Origin of the sequence: Exiguobacterium sp. s21 (assembly GCF_018617975.1) — a bacterium.
Lineage (GTDB): Bacteria > Bacillota > Bacilli > Exiguobacteriales > Exiguobacteriaceae > Exiguobacterium > Exiguobacterium mexicanum_A.
The window spans coordinates 61,965-82,432 of the sequence record NZ_JACSLF010000013.1; the positions used below are offsets into that span (position 1 = coordinate 61,965).

The 20,468-nt window shown below is 49.5% G+C and carries 18 protein-coding genes; 9 read left to right on the forward strand and 9 right to left on the reverse strand.

The window, feature by feature from the left end:
• Positions 1 to 20: 20 nt before the first annotated feature.
• Positions 21 to 647, forward strand: coding sequence for a spore protease YyaC (yyaC, locus tag KNP06_RS13220; protein ID WP_214789381.1), 627 nt, complete (start codon positions 21 to 23; stop codon positions 645 to 647).
• Here the strand turns inward: yyaC and KNP06_RS13225 are convergent.
• From KNP06_RS13225 to mnmE, 5 genes are all read right to left on the reverse strand, one after another.
• Positions 620 to 1,402, reverse strand: a complete 783-nt coding sequence (locus KNP06_RS13225) for a ParB/RepB/Spo0J family partition protein (RefSeq protein ID WP_138860246.1) — start codon at positions 1,400 to 1,402, stop codon at positions 620 to 622. The two genes, yyaC and KNP06_RS13225, sit on opposite strands and share 28 nt — an antisense overlap.
• A gap of 49 nt (positions 1,403 to 1,451) precedes the next feature.
• On the reverse strand, positions 1,452 to 2,330 hold the full coding sequence (gene noc, locus KNP06_RS13230) for a nucleoid occlusion protein (protein WP_034780308.1): 879 nt from the start codon (positions 2,328 to 2,330) through the stop codon (positions 1,452 to 1,454).
• Positions 2,331 to 2,409: 79 nt separating this feature from the next.
• Entirely contained in the window at positions 2,410 to 3,126 is a 717-nt protein-coding gene (rsmG, locus tag KNP06_RS13235) for a 16S rRNA (guanine(527)-N(7))-methyltransferase RsmG (RefSeq protein WP_034780307.1), read from the reverse strand.
• A 4-nt stretch (positions 3,127 to 3,130) separates the two neighbouring features.
• Entirely contained in the window at positions 3,131 to 5,017 is a 1,887-nt protein-coding gene (gene mnmG / locus KNP06_RS13240) for a tRNA uridine-5-carboxymethylaminomethyl(34) synthesis enzyme MnmG (protein ID WP_138860248.1), read from the reverse strand.
• Positions 5,018 to 5,032: 15 nt separating this feature from the next.
• Entirely contained in the window at positions 5,033 to 6,412 is a 1,380-nt protein-coding gene (gene mnmE, locus KNP06_RS13245; RefSeq protein ID WP_214789382.1) for a tRNA uridine-5-carboxymethylaminomethyl(34) synthesis GTPase MnmE, read from the reverse strand.
• A gap of 170 nt (positions 6,413 to 6,582) precedes the next feature.
• Here mnmE and KNP06_RS13250 point away from each other — a divergent pair, with 170 nt between their 5' ends.
• The gene (locus KNP06_RS13250) at positions 6,583 to 7,335 is read left to right on the forward strand and encodes a nucleotidyltransferase domain-containing protein (protein WP_138860249.1); all 753 of its coding nucleotides are present in this window, start codon (positions 6,583 to 6,585) and stop codon (positions 7,333 to 7,335) included.
• Between the two features lie 16 nt (positions 7,336 to 7,351).
• On the opposite strand, the gene KNP06_RS13255 is transcribed toward KNP06_RS13250, so the two are convergent.
• The 4 genes from KNP06_RS13255 to rpmH form a co-directional block, all read right to left on the reverse strand.
• Positions 7,352 to 7,894, reverse strand: a complete 543-nt coding sequence (locus KNP06_RS13255; protein WP_138860250.1) for an HdeD family acid-resistance protein — start codon at positions 7,892 to 7,894, stop codon at positions 7,352 to 7,354.
• A 121-nt stretch (positions 7,895 to 8,015) separates the two neighbouring features.
• Complete coding sequence (yidC, locus tag KNP06_RS13260; RefSeq protein ID WP_034780298.1) at positions 8,016 to 8,876, reverse strand: membrane protein insertase YidC; 861 nt, start codon at positions 8,874 to 8,876, stop codon at positions 8,016 to 8,018.
• 102 nt (positions 8,877 to 8,978) lie between these two features.
• A complete protein-coding gene (gene rnpA / locus KNP06_RS13265; RefSeq protein WP_034780297.1) occupies positions 8,979 to 9,332 on the reverse strand; it encodes a ribonuclease P protein component in 354 nt (117 codons plus the stop codon).
• Positions 9,333 to 9,499: 167 nt separating this feature from the next.
• A complete protein-coding gene (rpmH, locus tag KNP06_RS13270) occupies positions 9,500 to 9,634 on the reverse strand; it encodes a 50S ribosomal protein L34 (protein WP_015880216.1) in 135 nt (44 codons plus the stop codon).
• Between the two features lie 771 nt (positions 9,635 to 10,405).
• Between rpmH and dnaA the strand changes: the two genes are divergently transcribed.
• The 7 genes from dnaA (at position 10,406) to KNP06_RS13305 (ending at position 20,215) form a co-directional block, all read left to right on the forward strand.
• Positions 10,406 to 11,779: a chromosomal replication initiator protein DnaA gene (gene dnaA / locus KNP06_RS13275; protein WP_214712522.1), complete on the forward strand. Its 1,374-nt coding sequence runs from the start codon at positions 10,406 to 10,408 to the stop codon at positions 11,777 to 11,779.
• Between the two features lie 197 nt (positions 11,780 to 11,976).
• The gene (dnaN, locus tag KNP06_RS13280) at positions 11,977 to 13,116 is read left to right on the forward strand and encodes a DNA polymerase III subunit beta (protein ID WP_034780296.1); all 1,140 of its coding nucleotides are present in this window, start codon (positions 11,977 to 11,979) and stop codon (positions 13,114 to 13,116) included.
• A 135-nt stretch (positions 13,117 to 13,251) separates the two neighbouring features.
• Positions 13,252 to 13,467, forward strand: a complete 216-nt coding sequence (gene yaaA, locus KNP06_RS13285) for a S4 domain-containing protein YaaA (protein ID WP_034780295.1) — start codon at positions 13,252 to 13,254, stop codon at positions 13,465 to 13,467.
• 1 nt (position 13,468) lies between these two features.
• Positions 13,469 to 14,587 carry a DNA replication/repair protein RecF gene (recF, locus tag KNP06_RS13290; protein WP_034780294.1) on the forward strand — a complete coding sequence of 373 codons (1,119 nt, stop codon included), beginning with the start codon at positions 13,469 to 13,471 and terminating at the stop codon, positions 14,585 to 14,587.
• 54 nt (positions 14,588 to 14,641) lie between these two features.
• Positions 14,642 to 16,570, forward strand: coding sequence for a DNA topoisomerase (ATP-hydrolyzing) subunit B (gyrB, locus tag KNP06_RS13295; protein WP_034780293.1), 1,929 nt, complete (start codon positions 14,642 to 14,644; stop codon positions 16,568 to 16,570).
• 22 nt (positions 16,571 to 16,592) lie between these two features.
• Positions 16,593 to 19,163: a DNA gyrase subunit A gene (gene gyrA, locus KNP06_RS13300; RefSeq protein WP_034780292.1), complete on the forward strand. Its 2,571-nt coding sequence runs from the start codon at positions 16,593 to 16,595 to the stop codon at positions 19,161 to 19,163.
• Positions 19,164 to 19,225: 62 nt separating this feature from the next.
• Entirely contained in the window at positions 19,226 to 20,215 is a 990-nt protein-coding gene (locus tag KNP06_RS13305) for an HD-GYP domain-containing protein (protein ID WP_138858550.1), read from the forward strand.
• Positions 20,216 to 20,468: the final 253 nt, after the last annotated feature.

Here is a 20,468-nt window from a genome sequence, read left to right on the forward strand (position 1 = left end):
TAGAAGAGAGGATGAGATTCATGCCGTTTCGCCTAAAACCTCATAAACCATACTCTTTCTTCATCGAACATACCGAACGGAGTGGATCCAAGCTCTTTGCCGATCAACTGCACGACCAGTTGGCGAAAGAGACGCATCGTCCCATCGTCCTCGTGTGTATCGGCTCCGACCGTTCCACGGGGGATTCACTCGGACCGCTCGTCGGTACCTTCCTCGAAGAACGGTCCGTTCGCAATATCCATGTTTACGGGACACTGACAAAACCGGTCCATGCCTTGAACCTCGTCGAGACGCTCCACGAGATTCAGACACGATTTCACCGCCCCCTCATCATTGCAATCGACGCCTGTCTCGGCCGATTGTCGAGTGTCGGGTATATCTTCTTTTCGGAAGGGCCGCTCGCTCCTGGCGCCGGCGTCCAAAAAGAGCTCCCTTCGGTCGGTGAATACAACATCAAAGCTGTCGTCAACGTGAGCGGCTTTATGGAGATGATGATTTTGCAGAACACACGCTTACATCTCGTCTACGAGTTGGCCCGTTTCATCACCGACGGGTTAGTCGAGTTCGACTTACGAATCGGACGGCTCCATCAAGAAGAGGCAACCATTACCCGGCTTCGTCAATCTCGCGACGAATCGAAATCTTGAGGCGATAAAAGCGTCAACAAATGCTCCAAATCGTCTTGCGAGAAATACTTCAGCTCGAGGACGCCCCCTTTTCGACGCGGGCGAATCGATACATCCATTTGAAGACGTTCCGCTAGCACCGCCTCGACGGCTTCCACGTCGGCGTCCGAGCGTTTGAGCGTCTTTTTTTCAATGCGCTCTTTTTGTAAATAGCGCTCGAGTCGGCGGACCGTCCATTGCTCGGCGATGACGCGACGGGCAATCTGTTCCATCGCCTGAACCGATTTCATGCCGGTGATGGCCCGGGCGTGGCCCATCGTCAACTCACCGACCATGACCGCATGCTGGACCGCATTCGGTAACCGAAGCAGTCTCAGGCTGTTCGTCACATGGCTCCGACTCTTGCCGACGCGTTCGGCCAGTTGTTGCTGGGTCAATCCGAGCGTTTGCATCAACTGTTCGTAGGCGAGCGCCTCTTCGATCGCGTTCAAGTCGGCACGTTGAATATTCTCAATCAAGGCGAGTTCCATGACGCGGTCCGAGTCGGCCGTGACAATCAATGCCGGGATATCCGTCTTGCCGGCTAACTTCGCAGCTTGAAACCGGCGCTCGCCGGCGATGATTTCATAAAACCCACTCGCTTTACGGACGACGATTGGTTGCAACACACCATAACGTTCAATCGATTGCCTGAGCTCGTCTAGCTTTTCTGGTTCGAACTGCTTACGGGGCTGGTTCGGGTTGGGACGAATGTGTTTAATCGGTAACCGTTCCATCATGATTCCTCCATTCCTTCTGACTGATAGCTATAAAAAAAGCACAGGCTCACTTTTGTGGCCGTGCTTTCGGGATTCGAATTCGAATTTCAACAAATTCGTCTTCTTCGACTTCCTCGGTCTGGACTTCAATCCCGGTCTTTCCGATCAAACTGACCGAGTCCCGGATCGTATTGAGGGCGATTCGCGTGTCACGTGCGAAACTTTTCGTCCGACGGCGTTGCTTTTTCGGTTTCCGCTTCTCTTCTTCAATCGGTGTCGTCAAGAAGGCGACGCGTTCTTCCGTCTCTTTGACGTTAAAGTCCTGCTCTATAATCTCCATGAGCACTTGGAGCTGGAGTCCTTCCTCTTTGAGCGGCAAAAGCGCCCGAGCGTGACGTTCATTGATTTGGCGGTCGCGCAAACATTGCTTGACGTCGTTCGGCAATTTCAACAGGCGTAGTTTATTGGCAATTGTCGACTGACTCTTGCCGAGACTCTTCGCGAGCGCGTCTTGTGTCAGACCTTTCATGGCGAGCAGACGATCATATGCTTCCGCTTCCTCGATTGGACTGAGCTGTTCGCGTTGCAAGTTCTCAATCAGCGCCAAGGCAGCTGTCGTATCGTCATCCATCTCCCGGACGATGGCCGGAATGACCGACCAGCCGAGCGATTTAACGGCGCGGAAGCGGCGTTCCCCAGCGATAATCTCGTAGCGTCCCTCTTCTGCTTTTCGGACGACGATTGGCTGCAAAAGACCATGTTCGTCAATCGTGACGGCCAATTCGTCAATTTTAGCCGGCTCGAATACTTTACGCGGTTGATAACGGTTCGGTAAAAGCAACGATAAGGCAATTTCTTGGACAGCATCATTCGATTTGACTTCTGCCAGTTCCGCGACGGCTACTTCCGGACGACTTCCGAACAGTTTAGCAAATGTTTTCTTCAACGTCGGCACCCCTCTATGTAAAAAATAAGCAGATTCCACTACCGGAATCTGCTTTTAGTTTCACGTGAAACACTATTGCTCAGATTAGCGGCTCTTTCGCTGGGGTACCCGCTTTACGTGGATATTTCCCAGGCGTTTTTCGTAATTTATCTACAATTACGATATTACGCTCACTCATCTCTCCTGGCAATAGGAACTGGTGTGTCGTTTTTACTTTCCCACCGAGCACGGCCAAGGCGTTTTTCGCATCGATAAGCTCGTCGGAAACCTTCGCTGCTTTGAGCGCTACGAACGTTCCGCCGACTTTTGCGAGCGGTAAACAGTACTCGGCGAGCACCGTCATCCGGGCAACCGCACGGGCGGTTACGACATCAAATTGCTCACGAAATTTTTTATTTTTTCCAAACTCTTCGGCGCGTCCATGATGGAACGCCACACCTTCTAACCCGAGCGCGAGCGCGAGTTCGTTTAAGAACGTGATCCGCTTGTTAAGCGAGTCGATAATCGTCACGTGAAGGTGCGGGAATAGAATTTTGAGCGGCAAACTCGGGAATCCAGCCCCGGCACCGACATCACATACGGTATCCACGTTTGCGAAGTCGAAATGGAACGCCGCACTGAGCGAGTCATAGAAATGCTTCAAATACACTTCTTCCTTGTCCGTGATCGCCGTCAAATTCATCTTCTCATTCCACTCGACGAGCATCTCGAAATACAGTTCGAACTGAGCGAGTTGTTTCTCGCTCAATTCAAACCCTTCTGCCTGCAGCGCCTCAATAAATTGGGATTGGTTCATCGTTTCACTCCACTGTCGCGTATTGTCCTTGCTCGATATAGACAAGAAGGATCGAAACGTCCGCCGGGTTTACCCCGGAAATACGTGACGCTTGTCCAATCGAGAGCGGACGAACTTGTTTTAGTTTTTGTTTCGCTTCCGTCGCAAGACCACCGATTGCATCGTAATCGAGTTTCTCCGGAATCCGTTTTTCTTCCATCCGACGCATCTTCTCGACTTGCTCGAGCTGCTTCGAGATGTAGCCTTCGTATTTCACTTGAATCTCGACTTGCTCCGCCACTTCAAACGGCACTTCGATCGGTGCCGGTGCAAAGCGCATGAGCGTCGCGTACGTCACTTCTGGCCGCTTCAAAAGAATACTGGCATGCGTCGCTTCTTTGAGCGGGTTCGCGCCAACTTCTTCGAGCACGGCGTTCACGTCAGCCGACGGTTTGATGACGAGTCCGTTGAGACGTTTTACTTCTGCCGCAATCGCGACTCGTTTGTCTTCAAGATGGGCATGACGCTCTGGTGACAATAGACCGACTTCATGACCGATGTCGCTCAAGCGAAGGTCCGCATTGTCGTGACGCAGGAGCAACCGATACTCGGCACGGGATGTGAGCAAGCGATACGGCTCGTTCGTCCCTTTCGTCACGAGGTCGTCAATCAAGACGCCGATATACGCCTGTGAGCGGTCCAAGATGACCGGATCTTTGCCGAGCACTTGGCATGCGGCGTTGATTCCGGCCATGATTCCTTGTCCGGCCGCTTCTTCATAGCCGCTCGTCCCGTTGATTTGACCTGCCGTGAACAATCCGCCGACCGTCTTCGTCTCGAGTGTCGGCCAAAGTTGCGTCGGTACGACTGCATCGTACTCAATCGCGTATCCAGGGCGCATCATCTCTGAGTTCTCAAGCCCTGGAATCGTCCGGAGCATTTGATGCTGAACGTCTTCCGGCATACTCGTCGAGAAGCCTTGCACGTAAATTTCTTCCGTGTCGCGACCTTCTGGCTCGAGGAAGATTTGGTGACGCGGTTTATCGTTGAACCGGACGACTTTATCTTCAATCGATGGGCAGTAACGCGGGCCCGTCCCTTTGATGGCACCTGAGTACATTGGCGAACGATGCAAGTTCTCATCAATCAATTGGTGCGTCCGCTCGCTCGTGTAGGTGAGCCAGCACGGGATTTGCTCGATCGGGTCGAGGTCTTTCGATGTGTAGGAGAAGAGCGACGGATTGTCGTCCCCTGGTTGAATCTCCGTCTTCGAGTAATCGATCGTCTTGCCGTCGATTCGTGGTGGTGTCCCCGTTTTGAAACGGACGAGTTCGAGCCCGAGCTCTTCTAAATGCTTCGACAATTCGACCGAAGGCATCTGGTTGTTCGGACCGCTCTCATACGACAACTCGCCGATGATGATTTGACCGCGCATGAACGTACCCGTCGTGACGATGACCGCTTTCGAGCGGTACTCCGAACCGGTATTCGTGACGACACCGGCGACTTTCCCGTCTTCGATGAGAAGTCGTTCGACGAGCGCTTGACGAAGCAATAGGTTCGGTTCGTCTTCAAGCACTTTCTTCATATGATTTTGGTATTGGAATTTGTCCGCTTGCGCCCGTAATGCGCGCACTGCTGGACCTTTTGATGTGTTGAGCATCTTCATTTGAATGTATGTCGCATCGATCGCCTTCGCCATCTCGCCGCCGAGGGCATCGATTTCGCGAACGACGATCCCTTTCGCGGGACCACCGATCGATGGGTTGCAGTACATGAATCCGACCATATCCGGATTCATCGTGAGCATCGCCGTTTTCGCGCCCATGCGTGCCGACGCCAGTGCGGCCTCGATCCCTGCATGACCGGCTCCGATGACGATGACATCAAACTCGCCTGCCGTGTAAGCCATAGTTGTTCCTCCTTATTATTTCCCAAGACAAAACTGTGAAAAGAGTTGATCAATCAAACTTTCTTGAACGGTGTCCCCGTTGATCTCGCCGAGCGTGTCCCACGCCCGTCGTAAATCGATTTGGACCATATCGATCGGCAAATTCATGACGGCACTTCCGAGCGCCTCATCGATTTGTTCGATCGTCCGTTTGATGAGTTGAATGTGTCGTGCGTTCGAGATATATGTCATATCCTGTGATTCGACGCCTTTAGCGAAGAACAAGTTCGAGATCGCCTTCTCCAATGCGTCGATTCCCTCTTCTAATAAGAGAGACGTCGCCACGATCGGGCGACCTGCCGCTAGTTTCTCCAGCTTAGAAGAATCCATACTTTGTGGCAAGTCCGTCTTATTAATGATGATGATCGCATTCATACCAGCAATCGCCTCAAACAAGGCCTCATCCTCGATAGTCAGACCTTCGTGCCCGTTCAAGACGAGCAAAATCAAGTCCGCGCCCGTGAGCGCCTTGCGCGATTTCTCGACACCGATCCGCTCGACGATGTCTTCCGTCTCGCGAATCCCTGCCGTATCAATCAATTTGAGCGGAACGCCTTTGACGTTCACATACTCTTCAATCGTATCGCGCGTCGTGCCGGCGATTTCCGTGACAATCGCTTTCGTCTCTTGAACGAGCGTGTTCATGAGCGATGACTTGCCGACGTTCGGCCGACCGATAATCGCTGTCGCGAGACCTTCCCGCAAGATTTTCCCTTGTCGCGCCGTCTCAAGCAGTTGCTCGAGCACACGCTTCACTTCGCAAGCCTTGTCTTCGACGATGGCCTGGGTCATCTCTTCGGCGTCGTATTCCGGGTAGTCGATATTGACCTCGACCGCCGCAATCGTCTCAAGCAACAATTGACGCAACTCGCGGACAAGCCGTGACAAACGTCCTTCCATTTGTGACATGGCGACGTTCATGGCCCGATCCGTTTTGGCACGAATCAAATCCATGACGGCTTCTGCTTGCGACAAATCGATGCGTCCATTTAAAAAGGCGCGTTTCGTGAACTCGCCCGGTTCTGCCAAGCGGATGTCCGGTTGTTCAAGAATCAGTTCGAGGACACGATTGACCGCGACGATTCCTCCGTGGCAATTGATTTCGACGACGTCTTCTCGCGTGAACGTCTTCGGTGCGCGCATGATGCTCACCATGACTTCATCGACGACCTCGTCCGTGCCAGGACGTTTCAATTTTCCGTAATGGATCGTATGTGACTCCACTTTCGTCAAATCTTTTCCAGAAAACACACGGCCCACCGTCTCGACGGCGCGGTCACCGGACAAGCGGACGATTCCGATTGCCCCTTCACCCATCGGCGTCGAAATCGCCGTAATCGTGTCAAACTCTAGCATCATCTTTCCCTCCCATACTTCTTACTACTTCCTCTATCTTATGCATAACGCACCTACTATACACGATATTTGTCTCGAACGAAAGAGTCCGACCTCTCGAGCAACGGTTGCATTTCAAGGAATTACTTTAGTACAATAAAGGAATATATTTCCATGGAGGACGTGATGAAATGCGACAGCAAGATGCCATCGCCACATTGACCGACAGCCTCATCTCCGACACGGATGTGCAGGCCATTTTCTTGAAAGGATCGTTCGGACGTGGTGAAGCGGACGAACATTCCGATGTCGACTTGTACGTCATGGTCGCCCCTGACAGCCTGAATGAGTTCTTGCCGCGCCGCCGCGACCATCTGGCCACATATCGCCCGATCCTGCTCGAGGACGAAATCGATATCGTGGCCCCGCAACTGATCGTCGTCTATGATGATTTCTTGCATCTCGACTTCTTCACGGTGACGGCGGACACGTTGAACCATCAAGACACAATTACGGTGCTGTACGATCCGGAACACCGACTGCAACATCACCCGAGTTCGCTCACTTTATCTGTTGAAAATTTGAGCGGACACGTGTTTGATGCGATTTGGTTCTTTTTCCAATATACGAAAGCCCGTGACCGCGGCAACGATGTCTGGGCCGTCGAGATGCTCCGGCAAGGCATGAGTCATTTCGCTTACGCACTTGCCGCTCACTATGAACCTGAACGGGCCGCGCTCGGGTTGAAAGACGTGGCCGCCCGGCAGCGGATTGAAATCCGGACCTTTTATGAAGCGTTGACACCCGACCATCATGCGACAGCCGCTCGCTGGTATATCTCCCGTCTCGAAGCCGAGCGTCCCTTCTTCGAGACGACCGTTGCGTTCGAAGTGATTCGTCCGTTTTTGGACCGACTCGTCACTCGTGAAAAAAGCCGCTCCTGATGTGAGCGGCTTTCGTTTATGCTTGCTGACGTCTCGACGAGCGGAGCGTGAAATAGAGCACCCATTCGATCACCCCGACGGCGATGAGAAAACCGCCGAACAATTGGAACAAGACGAGCAGGCTATCGAACGGGTTCGCCAACATGAGCAGGCCAATCCCAATCCACAATAGACTGCTCAGCATGAAGTACATCCACCGATTGGCGATCGTCCGGCGAAATCCGACGGCTTGAATCAACCGGATGATCCCCCCGAACAAGAAGAGGGCACCGATGAAGATTGGAAGCAGGCTCGCTAACGTCTCGGCGAAGAAAAAGACGATCAAGGCGATCAATAGATAGATGATTCCCATAAAAAAGCCGGGTGGGAGGCCGTTTCGTTTGTGGCGCAACCCTTGAACGATGGCGATTAGACCGATGATGGCAAAATAAGCCGCGACCACATAGACAATCGCATCAAAAAAGAAACGTGGATATAAGATGATGAGTAAACCGATGATGACATAAAGTGCTGCCTGAATGAATGTCGACCGTTCCAACCGTTTGATAAGCGTCTCCATTTGAAAGACCCCTTTCCGATGTAACGAAGTAGACCACTTCTTCCTTTATTCCCGTATTCGGCCCTTATCCATCCGAAGCGACAAAAAAAGGCTGTGGATTGGTTATCCACAGCCTTAGGATTTATTTACGTTTTTTCTTTTTCGTCTTCTTCTCTTCTTCAGCAAGCGCGGCACGTTCTGCTTCTTTCGCCGCAATCTTCGCTTCAGCTTGGACTTTCATCTTCTCACGCATCGGGAGCATGATTGCCATCGTCACGATGATCGAGATGATGTAACCGACGACCCAGTACATCGAGAGGGCAGCCGGAAGGGTAATCGACATGACGAAGATCATCACCGGGAAGATGTAGAGCATCATTTTCAATTGTGGGTTTTGTTCTTGGCCCGCCATTGAAATTTTTTGCTGTGCAAACGTCAAGATTGCCGCGAGAATCGGCAAGATGAACGTCGGATCTGGTGCCCCGAGGTCGAACCAAAGGAACTGCGCTTCAAAGATTTCAGGTGTCCGACGGATCGCATCGTAGAACGCGAAGAGGATCGGCATTTGAATCAAGATTGGCAAGCAGCCCGCGAGCGGGTTGATTTGATACTCTTGATACATCTTCATCATTTCTTCTTGAAGCTTGCGTTGCGTCTCTTGGTCTTTCGAGCTGTACTTCTCACGAAGCTTGAGCATTTCCGGTTGCAACACTTGCATCGCACCCATGCTCTTCGTCTGCTTGATCATAAGCGGTAAAATCAAGAGACGAACGATAATCGTCGCAACGATGATCGAGTATCCGTACTGCCACGTCCCACCGATTAAGTAAGCCGCTTCTTTCAACAACCATGCCAATGGCCAAACAAAGTATTTCGACCAGAAGCCTTCCGTCTCAGCCGTGATCGGCTCTCCTTGGATCGTCGATGGGTCGACACAACCAGCCATCAACATGATGACGCCGGTCATGACGGCCAACAATCCTAATTTTAGCTTTTTGCTCATAGTTCCTCCTACGCTTTCTTTATCGATTCTTTTGTTTCATCACACGTCTATCGGTCAATCCTAATTAGTTCGCGTTATATATGAAAGAACGAGCTCGGATTGTTACGATCGATCGACTTGTCTCTGCTTCCAAACTTTAGCCCGTTTAAAGACGTGTTTCAAGCTTTCCGTCACTTCATCTTGTGTAAGGGACGTCGCAGGTTTGCGCGCAATGATGACGTAATTGTGCGGAGCCACGTTTGGTTCGAGCAAGCGAAGTGATTCACGCATCAATCGTTTCATCCGGTTTCGTTCCACGGCATTTCCAAGCTTTTTACTGACCGAAAGTCCGACCCGGAAGTGCGCTTGATCCGCTTTTTGCGTGTAGACGACAAACTGACGATTGGCCACGGAGCGTCCTTCACGAAACACCGCTTGGAACTCTTCATTCTTTTGCAGGCGGTATTCTTTTTTCAAAATTCTCACTCCATCCTTCACTTCAAAAATCGTCAACTAACATCATACCATATCCCATTCGTTTCAACGAGGGCGAATCAGCTTTTTCCGTCCGTTTGTGTGACTTCTGTGACGATATAAAAAAAGATTGCCCAAGGAAAAATCCTCGGGCAATCTCATGATCTTTATTAGACAGTCAAGGCTTTGCGGCCTTTACGACGGCGAGCTGCAAGAATGTTGCGGCCGTTTTTAGTCGCCATGCGAGCACGGAATCCGTGGACTTTCTTACGCTTACGGTTGTTAGGATTGAAAGTTGGTTTCATGGTTAAAGCACCTCCTCAAGGTTAACGCTCTATTAGCAAGTTATAGTTTCATTTAAGGCAGTCTTTAAGATTATATAAACAGTTCCCCAGATTGTCAATGAATTTTCGTTAGGTTTTCCATTAGGGCGAAATCAATTGCCAGGGGAGGGGGAGACGATCTCTGGATGGCACGATTTAGAAGAAACGGAAGCGTTAAGTAACATCGAGAATTAACAATCTTACAGTGACTTTTTTACAAACAGCTGTCTTAAGCCATTTTATCCACATATCCCAAGAGTTATCCACACTTATATGTGAATAACTCCTTCTTTTTCAACAAATTAAGCATGCCGTTTTTTAATTTTTCATTTTCTTCTTTTAAAAAAATATTCTTCTCCATTCCTTCTTCCTCTTTTGTGTATAACTTTTCTGACCACAACTTTGCTTACTAACAATTATCCACAACATATCCACAGTTTATCCACACTGTACACAGCATGTGGATAACTGCCTGTGGATTCTTTTGGTCGTCTGTGGATAAATATCAAAAACCGTTGCCACGTCTATTTTATTTTGATAAACTGAATGTGCACAAACTTGTGGATGAACTTTTAGCAATTCCAAGATATACACAGGCTGTGGATAACTGTTATCCCCAACATCAACACCATGTGGATAACGTTATCCACAGTTTTTGTTCTCTGGGGATAACCCTAGTATCTACTATAGAATAGTGAATGTGTATATCATGTGAATAAGTTTCGCCAACATGTGAGTAAAGGAGGTCTTTCATTGAAGAATGCTCGCGAGATTTGGAGAAATGTTTTATCTCTGATTGAAGAAGAGGAACGAACGCCAAAAGCCAGCTTTGATATGTGGTTGAAATCAACAGAAGGAATTTCGTTGATGGGGACGACGCTCGTCGTATCCGCGCCAGCCAGTTTCATTGTGACTTGGCTTGAACGTCAGTACTTGTCATTGTTACAAGATACGATTGAAGAAGTGACAAACAACAAGCTTGAGATTCATTTTATCGAGGAGTCGCAAGCACACAAGTATGCACCTGCGGATGGATCGAAAGAAACGATTGCTGCCACAGAAATGAAAGAACAGCCGATTCCAGTACTGCCAAAAGAGGAAGGGAACCTCGGACAACTGAATGACAAATACATTTTCGAGACATTTGTCATCGGCTCCGGAAACCGGTTTGCCCATGCCGCCTCGCTCGCCGTGGCAGAAGCTCCGGCCCGCGCCTATAACCCGCTCTTCATTTATGGGGGAGTCGGACTCGGCAAGACACATTTGATGCATGCGATTGGGCATTACGTGAAAGGGCAAAAGCCTGGCGCACGAATTGCTTACGTATCATCTGAAAAGTTCACAAATGAGTTCATCAACTCGATTCGTGACAATAAGACCGAAGAGTTCCGTAACCGTTATCGGAACATCGATGTCCTCTTGATTGATGACATTCAGTTCTTGGCCGGTAAAGAGCAGACGCAGGAAGAGTTCTTCCATACGTTCAATGCGCTTCATAACGACCAAAAACAGATTGTGATTTCTAGCGACCGACCGCCTAAAGAGATCCCGACGCTCGAAGATCGTCTTCGTTCGCGGTTCGAATGGGGTCTTATCACAGATATCACACCGCCTGACCTCGAAACGCGGATTGCCATCTTACGTAAGAAAGCGACAGCAGAAGGGCTTGATATCGCGAACGACGTCATGCTGTACATCGCCAATCAAATCGACACGAACATTCGTGAGCTCGAAGGGGCGTTGACGCGCGTCGTCGCCTACGCCAAACTCGTCGGTCGTCCGATTGATCCGGATGTCGCTGCCGAAGCGTTGCACAATATCATGCCGGTCCAAGAAGCGAAGAAAATCGTCATTCGTGACATTCAAGAGATTGTCGGTCGTCACTTTAATATTGAAGTAGACGAGCTGAAAGCGAAGAAACGGACGAAGACGCTAGCATTCCCTCGTCAAATCGCGATGTACTTGTCCCGTGAGATGACGGAAAGCTCGCTTCCTAAGATAGGAGAAGAGTTCGGCGGACGTGATCACACGACAGTTATCCACGCTCATGAGAAAATTAGTACGTTACTCAAGCATGATCCAGAGATGCAAGAGACGATTCAGACACTAAAGAAGGCTTTGTCCTAACGTCTTGTGTTTCGCTGTGGATATCCTGTGGATAAACCCACATAGTTATCCACATGTTATTCACAGGCAGAATGGCTTAGTACGAGTGGTTCAAGTGACTTATCCCCAGTATCCACAGCCCTTATTACTATTATGACTTAAATAATACTATTATTATTAAACTATATGACTCAGTTCACTTAGGAGGAATTATCCACATGCACTTAACGATTCAGCGAGATGTATTCATGCAAGCCGTACAAGACGTATCGAAGGCCGTTGCTTCTAGAACGACGATTCCAATCCTCACAGGTTTAAAGCTTGAGGCTCATGCCGATGGGTTGACACTCACAGGAAGTGATACCGAGATTTCAATCGAACGCTTAATCCCGATTGAAGAAGGCGGAATCGAACTCATTCAAATCCAACGAGCAGGCAGCGTCGTGCTCAATGCACGCTTCCTTGGCGAAATTGTTAAAAAGTTGCCGACGAATGAAGTGACACTTGAAGTGTCTCCAAACTTTATGACGCGGATTGAGTCAGGACAAGCCGAATTCCACTTGAACGGACTCGACCCAGATGAATACCCACGTCTTCCTGAGCTTTCAAGCGAGCGTCGTTTTTACTTGCCGGCTGATTTGTTGAAGACAATCATCCGTCAGACGAGCTTCGCTGTATCAGCACAAGAGACACGTCCCGTTCTTACAGGGGTTAACTTCTCAGCTGAGAAAGGATTTTTGACTTGTGTCGCCACGGATAGCCACCGTTTAGCCCTCCGTCGGGCACGGTTCGAGACCGACAACGATTTGACGTTCCAAAACGTTGTCGTACCGGGCCGCTCATTGAACGAGCTCGCTAAATTGCTCGACCGCGAAGAATTGCCAGTCGAGATTGTTTTGACGGATCAACAAATTTTATTCCGAATGAAAAACATCTCGTTCTTCTCACGTCTCTTAGACGGGGCGTACCCGGACACATCACGTTTGATTCCGGAAGAATACCGGACAGCGGTCCGTTTGAACGCTAAAGATTTCTTGCAGGCAATTGACCGAGCCTCGCTGCTCGCCCGGGCCGATCGCAACAACGTCATTAAATTTGTCGCGGAAGAAGCGACGACGGTTGAAGTTTCGTCCCACTCTCCAGAAGTCGGGAAAGTGTCAGAACGCGTCAGCATCCTGTCGCTTGAAGGAGAAGAGTTAAAAATTTCATTCAACTCTAAATTTGTGATGGATGCACTCCGTGCGCTTGATGCTTCAGAAATCGAAATCCAGTTTACGGGTTCGATGCGACCGTTCATCTTGCGTCCGGTCGAACAGGATAGCGTCCTTCAGTTGATCTTGCCAGTCCGTACGTCTTAAATCTGACGGAGCGGATTCGGGGATGATGAGGTGTTTCACCTTATCATCCCCGTTTTTGCCTTATTCGACGTTTTTCGATAAACTAATAAGTATGGCGATTTTTTGTACTAAGTATGAAAGAAAGGAAGTGACGACATGCAAAAAGTGTCGATTACAACCGAGTATGTAACACTCGGACAATTTTTGAAGTTGGCTGATATTATTTCAAGCGGAGGCCAAGCGAAGTTCTTTTTAGAGGACGTTCAGATCAAAGTGAACGGCGAGGTCGATCAACGTCGCGGACGGAAACTACGGGATGGGGATACGATCGAAGTCGAAGGCTTCGGAGACTTCCAAATCGAGGGGAACTAACGTGCACTTAAAGTCGATCCGATTGCAAAACTACCGCAACTACGAAACCCTCGAGCTAGATTTTTCAGAACAGACGAACGTTCTCATCGGGGAAAATGCCCAAGGGAAAACGAATCTACTCGAATCGATTTACGTACTTGCGCTCGCGAAGTCACATCGGACGACGCAAGACCGTGAACTGATCGGCTGGGAAGCGGATGCTGCGATGGTCGAAGGGCGGATTCATAAACGGACCGGTGAGACGGTCCAATCGCTCACGTTTTCACCGAAAGGGAAAAAAGCGAAATTGAACCATCTCGAACAACGTCGTCTCAGCGACTACGTCGGGGCCTTCAACGTCGTACTGTTCGCACCAGAAGACCTCGCCATCGTCAAAGGCAGCCCGCAAGGACGACGTCGGTTTTTAGATATGGAGATCGGGCAAGTGAGTCCTGTCTATTTACATGAATTGAATCAGTATTTGAAGACGCTGAAGCAACGGAACGCCTTGTTGAAGCAGCTGTCGATCAAAGGCGGGGATGAGACACTGCTCGAGGTACTTACCGATCAAATGATTGAACTTGCGGTGAAAATCGTTTCACGGCGCCATCATTTCATCGATCAACTCGAAAAATGGGCCGGACCGATTCACGCCGGCATCACGCGAAACTTGGAGACACTGACGATTCAGTACGTATCGGATACATTCCAAAAAGAACGTTACCCAAAAGATGCGATGTTTGAAACGTATCGTCGAAAGTTTGATAAAATAAGAGAGAACGAACGAAGACGGGGTGTGACGTTATTTGGTCCGCATCGAGATGATTTTGAGTTGTACGTCAACAATCGCAATGTCCAAACGTTCGGTTCGCAAGGTCAGCAGCGCACAGCGGCTTTGTCTTTAAAGCTAGCGGAGATTGAACTGATTCACGAAGAGGTCGGGGAATATCCGCTGCTCTTGTTAGATGACGTGTTATCTGAATTAGACGACCATCGCCAAACCCATCTGCTCGATACGATGGGCCAAAAAGTCCAAACGATTATCACGACAACCAATATTGATGGGATCGCTCACGAAACGATTCAACAAGCAAAGGTGTTTCACGTGAAACAGGGCGAAGTTGAAACAGAATCTGTATGAAGTAAGACCAATCCATATGAACACCAATTCATGTATAGTAGGTGAATGAAACCGATGAGTAACGAAAACGAAAAACAAATGCAAGATTATGGTGCCGATCAGATTCAAGTACTTGAAGGGTTAGAAGCTGTTCGCAAACGCCCGGGGATGTATATCGGTTCGACGAGCTCACGAGGACTCCATCACTTAGTATGGGAAATCGTCGATAACTCGATTGACGAAGCACTCGCGGGACACTGTGACACGATTACGGTCACGGTCGAGCCGGGTAACTCAGTCGTCGTTGAAGACAACGGGCGAGGCATCCCGGTCGATGTTCAAAAGAAAACGGGACGTCCAGCCGTTGAAGTCATTTTCACGGTCCTTCACGCCGGAGGTAAATTCGGTGGTGGCGGATATAAAGTCTCAGGCGGTTTGCACGGCGTCGGGGCCTCGGTCGTTAACGCCTTGTCGACGAAACTTGAAGTGTTCGTTCGCCGTAACGGCAACGTCTACTACCAATCATTCAAACGCGGTGTTCCACAAGGAGAACTCGAAATTGTTGGTACGACTGATACGACGGGTACGACTGTCCGTTTCTTCCCGGACGGCGATATCTTTGAGGAGACGCTCGAATACGACTTTGATTTACTCGCCACACGTCTGCGCGAACTTGCCTTCCTGAACAAAGGGCTTCGCATCGTCGCAAAAGACGAGCGCAGTGATGAGACGATTGAACGCAACTATCATTACGAGGGCGGAATCAAGTCATACGTTGAACACTTGAACCGCTCAAAAGCCTCAATCCACGATGAGCCTGTCTATGTACATGGCACGAAGGATGGGATTGAAGTTGAGATCGCGCTTCAGTACAACGAAGGATTTGCGAGCAACATCTATTCATTCACGAACAACATTCCGACCCACGAGGGCGGAACGCACGAGACAGGGTTCAAAACGGCACTGACTCGTTCGATCAACGACTATGCAAAACGCTTCGGTCTCATGAAAGAAGCCGATGGTAGCTTGTCAGGGGATGACGTACGTGAAGGATTGACGGCGATTGTCTCGGTCAAACACCCATCGCCACAGTTCGAGGGTCAAACGAAGACAAAGCTCGGCAACGCTGACGCTCGTACAGCGACAGACTCGCTCTTCACAGACACGTTTGAGCAGTTCTTGCTTGAGAACCCGTCTGTCGGGCGATTGATTGTCGACAAAGGTTTAATGGCGGCACGTGCTCGTCTTGCAGCGAAACGTGCTCGTGAAATGACTCGCCGAAAAGGAATCCTCGAAGTCAGTTCATTGCCTGGGAAACTAGCAGACTGTTCATCGAAAGATGCATCGAAGTCTGAATTGTACATCGTCGAGGGTGACTCGGCCGGTGGCTCTGCAAAATCAGGTCGCGATCGTCACTTCCAAGCGATCTTGCCGATTCGAGGTAAAATCATCAACGTCGAAAAAGCGAGACTCGATAAGATTTTAGCCAACCAAGAAGTTCGTACAATTATTACGGCGCTCGGGACTGGGATCGCGGAAGAGTTCGATCTCGCGAAGGCGCGGTACCATAAATTGATTATCATGACCGATGCCGACGTCGATGGAGCCCACATTCGGACACTGCTCTTGACGTTCTTCTACCGTTACATGCGTCCGCTCGTTGAAAGCGGCTATGTGTATATCGCGCAACCGCCACTTTACGGCTTGAAGCACGGAAAAGACGTCACCTACGTCCAAAATGAACGGGAACTGCAAGAAGCGATTAAACAGCTTCCAGAAAATGCTCGTTACAGTGTACAGCGTTACAAAGGTCTCGGTGAGATGGACCCTGAACAGCTGTGGAGCACGACGATGAATCCAGAGACACGCTCGATGCTTCGTGTCGACCTTCAAGACGCCATTGAGGCGGATGAGATCTTTGAAACACTCATGGGTGACAATGTCGAGCCGCGACGTGACTTCATCCAATCACATGCGCATTACGTGAAAAACCTCGATATTTAAAAAGAAGGGTAGGCAATAACGAATGGCAGAACAAGAAAATATCAAGGATATAAATATTAGCCAAGAGATGCGCACCTCGTTCATGGACTATGCGATGAGCGTAATCGTGTCACGTGCCCTCCCAGATGTACGAGACGGTTTGAAGCCGGTTCACCGCCGCATTCTTTATGCGATGAACGAACTTGGAATTCGTGCTGACAAGCCCCATAAGAAATCGGCGCGTGTTGTCGGTGACGTTATCGGTAAGTATCACCCACACGGTGACTCTGCCGTTTACGAGACGATGGTTCGGATGGCGCAAGACTTTAGTTACCGTTACGAACTCGTAGATGGCCACGGAAACTTTGGTTCTGTCGACGGTGACTCGGCGGCAGCGATGCGTTACACAGAAGCGCGGATGTCGAAAATTGCGATGGAACTCGTCCGTGATATCGGGAAGAATACAATCGATTACCAACCGAACTTTGACGGGGAAGAAAAAGAACCGGTCGTCATGCCTGCCCGGTTCCCGAACTTCTTGGTTAATGGAACGAGCGGGATTGCAGTCGGGATGGCCACGAACGTACCGCCGCATAACTTGAACGAAGTGATTGATGGGGTACTTGCATTGACGCATAATCCGGATATCACGATTTCTGAGTTGATGCAGCATATTCCTGGTCCTGATTTCCCGACAGCTGGTGAGATTTTAGGACGTAGCGGAATTCGCCGCGCCTATGAGACGGGTCGTGGATCGATCACGATGCGTGCCAAAGCTGAGATCGAAGTGTTGAAAAATGGCCGTGAGCGCATTCTCGTTCATGAAATCCCGTATCAAGTGAACAAAGCGCGCCTCGTCGAAAAGATTGCCGACTTGGTACGCGACAAGAAAATCGAAGGCATCACCGACCTTCGTGACGAATCAGACCGTAACGGGATGCGTGTCGTCATCGAAGTACGCCGGGATGCGAATGCCAGCGTCATTTTGAACAACTTGTATAAACAAACGCCGATGCAAACGACGTTTGGAGTCAACATGCTCGCCCTCGTCGGCGGTCGACCGAAGACCCTCAACTTGAAGCAGGCGATTTATTACTATATCGAGCACCAAAAAGAAGTCGTTCGTCGTCGGACACAATTCGACCTCGACAAGGCTGAGGCACGTGCGCACATCCTCGAAGGATTGCGCGTGGCACTGGATCATTTGGACGAAGTCATCGCCATCATCCGTAGTACACGGACCGGTGACGAGGCTCGCGAGAAGTTGATCGCTCGTTTTGGATTGTCGACTGAACAGACACAAGCGATTCTCGACATGCGTCTTCAGCGGTTAACTGGACTTGAACGAGAGAAAATCGAAGGCGAGTATCGTGAGATTCGTGCCTTGATTGAAGAACTTCGTGCCATTTTAGGGGACGAAGAACTCTTGCTCCAAATCATCCGCAACGAGTTGACAGAAATCAAAGAGCGTTACGGCGATCCACGTCGGACGGTAATCCGTACGGACATCATCGAACTCGAAGATGAAGATTTGATTCCGGTCCGTGACATGATGATCACACTTACGAGTGAAGGATACATCAAGTCGATCCCGAGTGACTCATATCGTACGCAACGCCGTGGTGGACGAGGGAAACAAGGAATGGGCACAAACGATGAAGACTTCGTGTTACGTCTTTTGTCTGCATCTACGCATGATACGATTCTCTTCTTTACGAATTTCGGCCGTGTCTTCCGCTTGAAAGGCTATGAGATTCCTGAGATGAGTCGGACTGCGAAAGGGATGCCGATTATCAACTTGCTCCAAGTCGATAAAGGAGAGAAAGTCGAAACGATGATTCCGGTCGATTTCCAGAGTTACTTGGCGGACAAGGCCATCGTCGAGGATGGCACTGAAGACTCGGAAGCGGAAGTGGCGGATGAGCAATTGTCGCTCGTATTCATTACGAAACAAGGACTCGTTAAACGTTCACCGCTCTCGGCGTATGCCCGCATCAATAAAAATGGACTTCGTGCCATCAGTTTGAATGACACCGATGAACTCGTCACCGTTCGTCTCGCGAAGAGCGACGACGAAATGTTGATTGTGACGCGTGAAGGGATGTCGATTCGTTTCCCACTTGAAGGGGAAGTGCGTTCGATGGGCCGTACAGCTCGCGGCGTTCGTGCCATCCGATTGAAAAAGGACGATGATCAAGTTGTCTCGATGGAAATCGTACGACCGACACAAGACGTATTGATCATCACGGAAAAAGGTTACGGAAAACGTACCGCAATGGAGCAATTCCGTACGCAAGGTCGAGGTGGTTCTGGAATCATCGGAATCAAGACCGACCGCGGCACCGTCGTCGGTATGCGAGTCGTGGATGAGGACGACGATATCATGCTCATGACCGAGCTCGGTGTCGCCATTCGAATTGACGCACAGACGATTTCACAAATGGGTCGCAGTACGCGCGGTGTGAAAGTCATGAACATCGAGGACGGCGATCGCTTAGCGACCATCGCAAAATTGAAAAAAGATGAGCTAGAAGAGGAATCAGCAGATGAGATGGAGAATGGATTTGATGGTGAAGCACCAGAAACCGACCTATCGTCTGAAGTGACCGAATAAGGCGAAACAGGTCGAACGGAGCTTCCGTTCGACCTGTTTTCATACGATCAGGAGGGATGAGCATGCGACTCGCTATTTCAAACGTTCACGTAGGGATGGTCCTAAAAACATCGGTCTCTTCATTAGAGGCTGGCATTAGACTGACGAATGAACATTTACGCTTGCTTCGGTTTTTAAAAGTGGAGACGATTGAAGTTGCTCCTGTGGAACGTCGTCGCTTCACGCAAGAAGAAGAACGCGATTTGTGTGAGAAGATCCTCCAATATGAACGTCACTATAATCAATGGGAGGAACGGATTGCTCCGAATCCCTATGAAGCCTTAGAGTTTATCCATCAATTGTTTCGTCGTGATTATCCATTATCAGCTATCGTTACATTTTTCACGAAACAACCACTTCGAAAAAATCACGTCATTCATCATGCGATTTATCGCGCACTCGTTGCAAGGACCTTGTCCAAGTATCGGGGGGATGAACATCGACTCCAGTTCGACTACGGCATCGCCTCGTATTTTGCAGACGCCAGCTACGCAAAAATTCGAAAATGGTCGCATATGCGTTATTTCACAAAAATGGAACGAGAGTTATTGTATCAACATCCACTCGTATCGATGGCGATGTTGCCTCAAGATCAGACGCTGCGCCAGCGCGTCAGTAAGTTGGTTGCGGAACACCATGAGCGTCTTAATGGTTCTGGCTTTCCGAATCGTCTCGAGGAGCGGTCGCTCCATCCGGCCTCGCCGCTGTTCATTGTGGCAGATCGATTTTGTCAGTTGACAGCCCCACGCACGTTTCGAGACGCTTTGACACCGGAAGAGGCATATTTCTATATGTGGCAAAATGAAGCTTACGATGGGGAAGCACTTACCCTTTTGGCGACATTGCTTGGATTTTATGAAGTCGGTCGAACTGTGTTGTTGAGTAGTGGGGTTCGAGGTACAATCCGTAACTATACACCGAACGTCGAACAACCGATTGTCATATCTGAACCGACGCAAGAAATGTACGATTTGACTCGTTTAGATGAAGTTCGAATCATTGCATTCCAATGATCTGTGGTGTGTTTCTTCTATATAGTGGCGACCGAAAACACACCACGTTTTTATTCTTTTAAAATATTTTATTTTTATAGTTGACGAATAGTAGAGCAGGTGCTATTATTAATGAGTCGCTAAGAGCGGCAGACGAACTTTGAAAACTGAACGATGAGGCAAAAAAGTTTTACAATTTTTGAATGAAGCGCAAGCTTCGTCATTTTTAAAGAGCTATATCAAATTCTTTGGAGAGTTTGATCCTGGCTCAGGA

Bases quoted from the DNA above. Each gene is read 5' to 3' on its own strand.
- mnmG (WP_138860248.1), bottom strand. From the start codon at position 5,017: ATGGCTTACACGGCAGGCGAGTTTGATGTCATCGTCATCGGAGCCGGT.
- dnaN (WP_034780296.1), top strand. From the start codon at position 11,977: ATGCACTTAACGATTCAGCGAGATGTATTCATGCAAGCCGTACAAGAC.
- rpmH (WP_015880216.1), bottom strand. From the start codon at position 9,634: ATGAAACCAACTTTCAATCCTAACAACCGTAAGCGTAAGAAAGTCCAC.
- mnmE (WP_214789382.1), bottom strand. From the start codon at position 6,412: ATGCTAGAGTTTGACACGATTACGGCGATTTCGACGCCGATGGGTGAA.
- KNP06_RS13305 (WP_138858550.1), top strand. From the start codon at position 19,226: ATGCGACTCGCTATTTCAAACGTTCACGTAGGGATGGTCCTAAAAACA.
- KNP06_RS13225 (WP_138860246.1), bottom strand. From the start codon at position 1,402: ATGGAACGGTTACCGATTAAACACATTCGTCCCAACCCGAACCAGCCC.
- gyrB (WP_034780293.1), top strand. From the start codon at position 14,642: ATGAGTAACGAAAACGAAAAACAAATGCAAGATTATGGTGCCGATCAG.
- yidC (WP_034780298.1), bottom strand. From the start codon at position 8,876: ATGAGCAAAAAGCTAAAATTAGGATTGTTGGCCGTCATGACCGGCGTC.
- rsmG (WP_034780307.1), bottom strand. From the start codon at position 3,126: ATGAACCAATCCCAATTTATTGAGGCGCTGCAGGCAGAAGGGTTTGAA.
- KNP06_RS13250 (WP_138860249.1), top strand. From the start codon at position 6,583: ATGCGACAGCAAGATGCCATCGCCACATTGACCGACAGCCTCATCTCC.
- yyaC (WP_214789381.1), top strand. From the start codon at position 21: ATGCCGTTTCGCCTAAAACCTCATAAACCATACTCTTTCTTCATCGAA.
- KNP06_RS13255 (WP_138860250.1), bottom strand. From the start codon at position 7,894: ATGGAGACGCTTATCAAACGGTTGGAACGGTCGACATTCATTCAGGCA.
- gyrA (WP_034780292.1), top strand. From the start codon at position 16,593: ATGGCAGAACAAGAAAATATCAAGGATATAAATATTAGCCAAGAGATG.
- yaaA (WP_034780295.1), top strand. From the start codon at position 13,252: ATGCAAAAAGTGTCGATTACAACCGAGTATGTAACACTCGGACAATTT.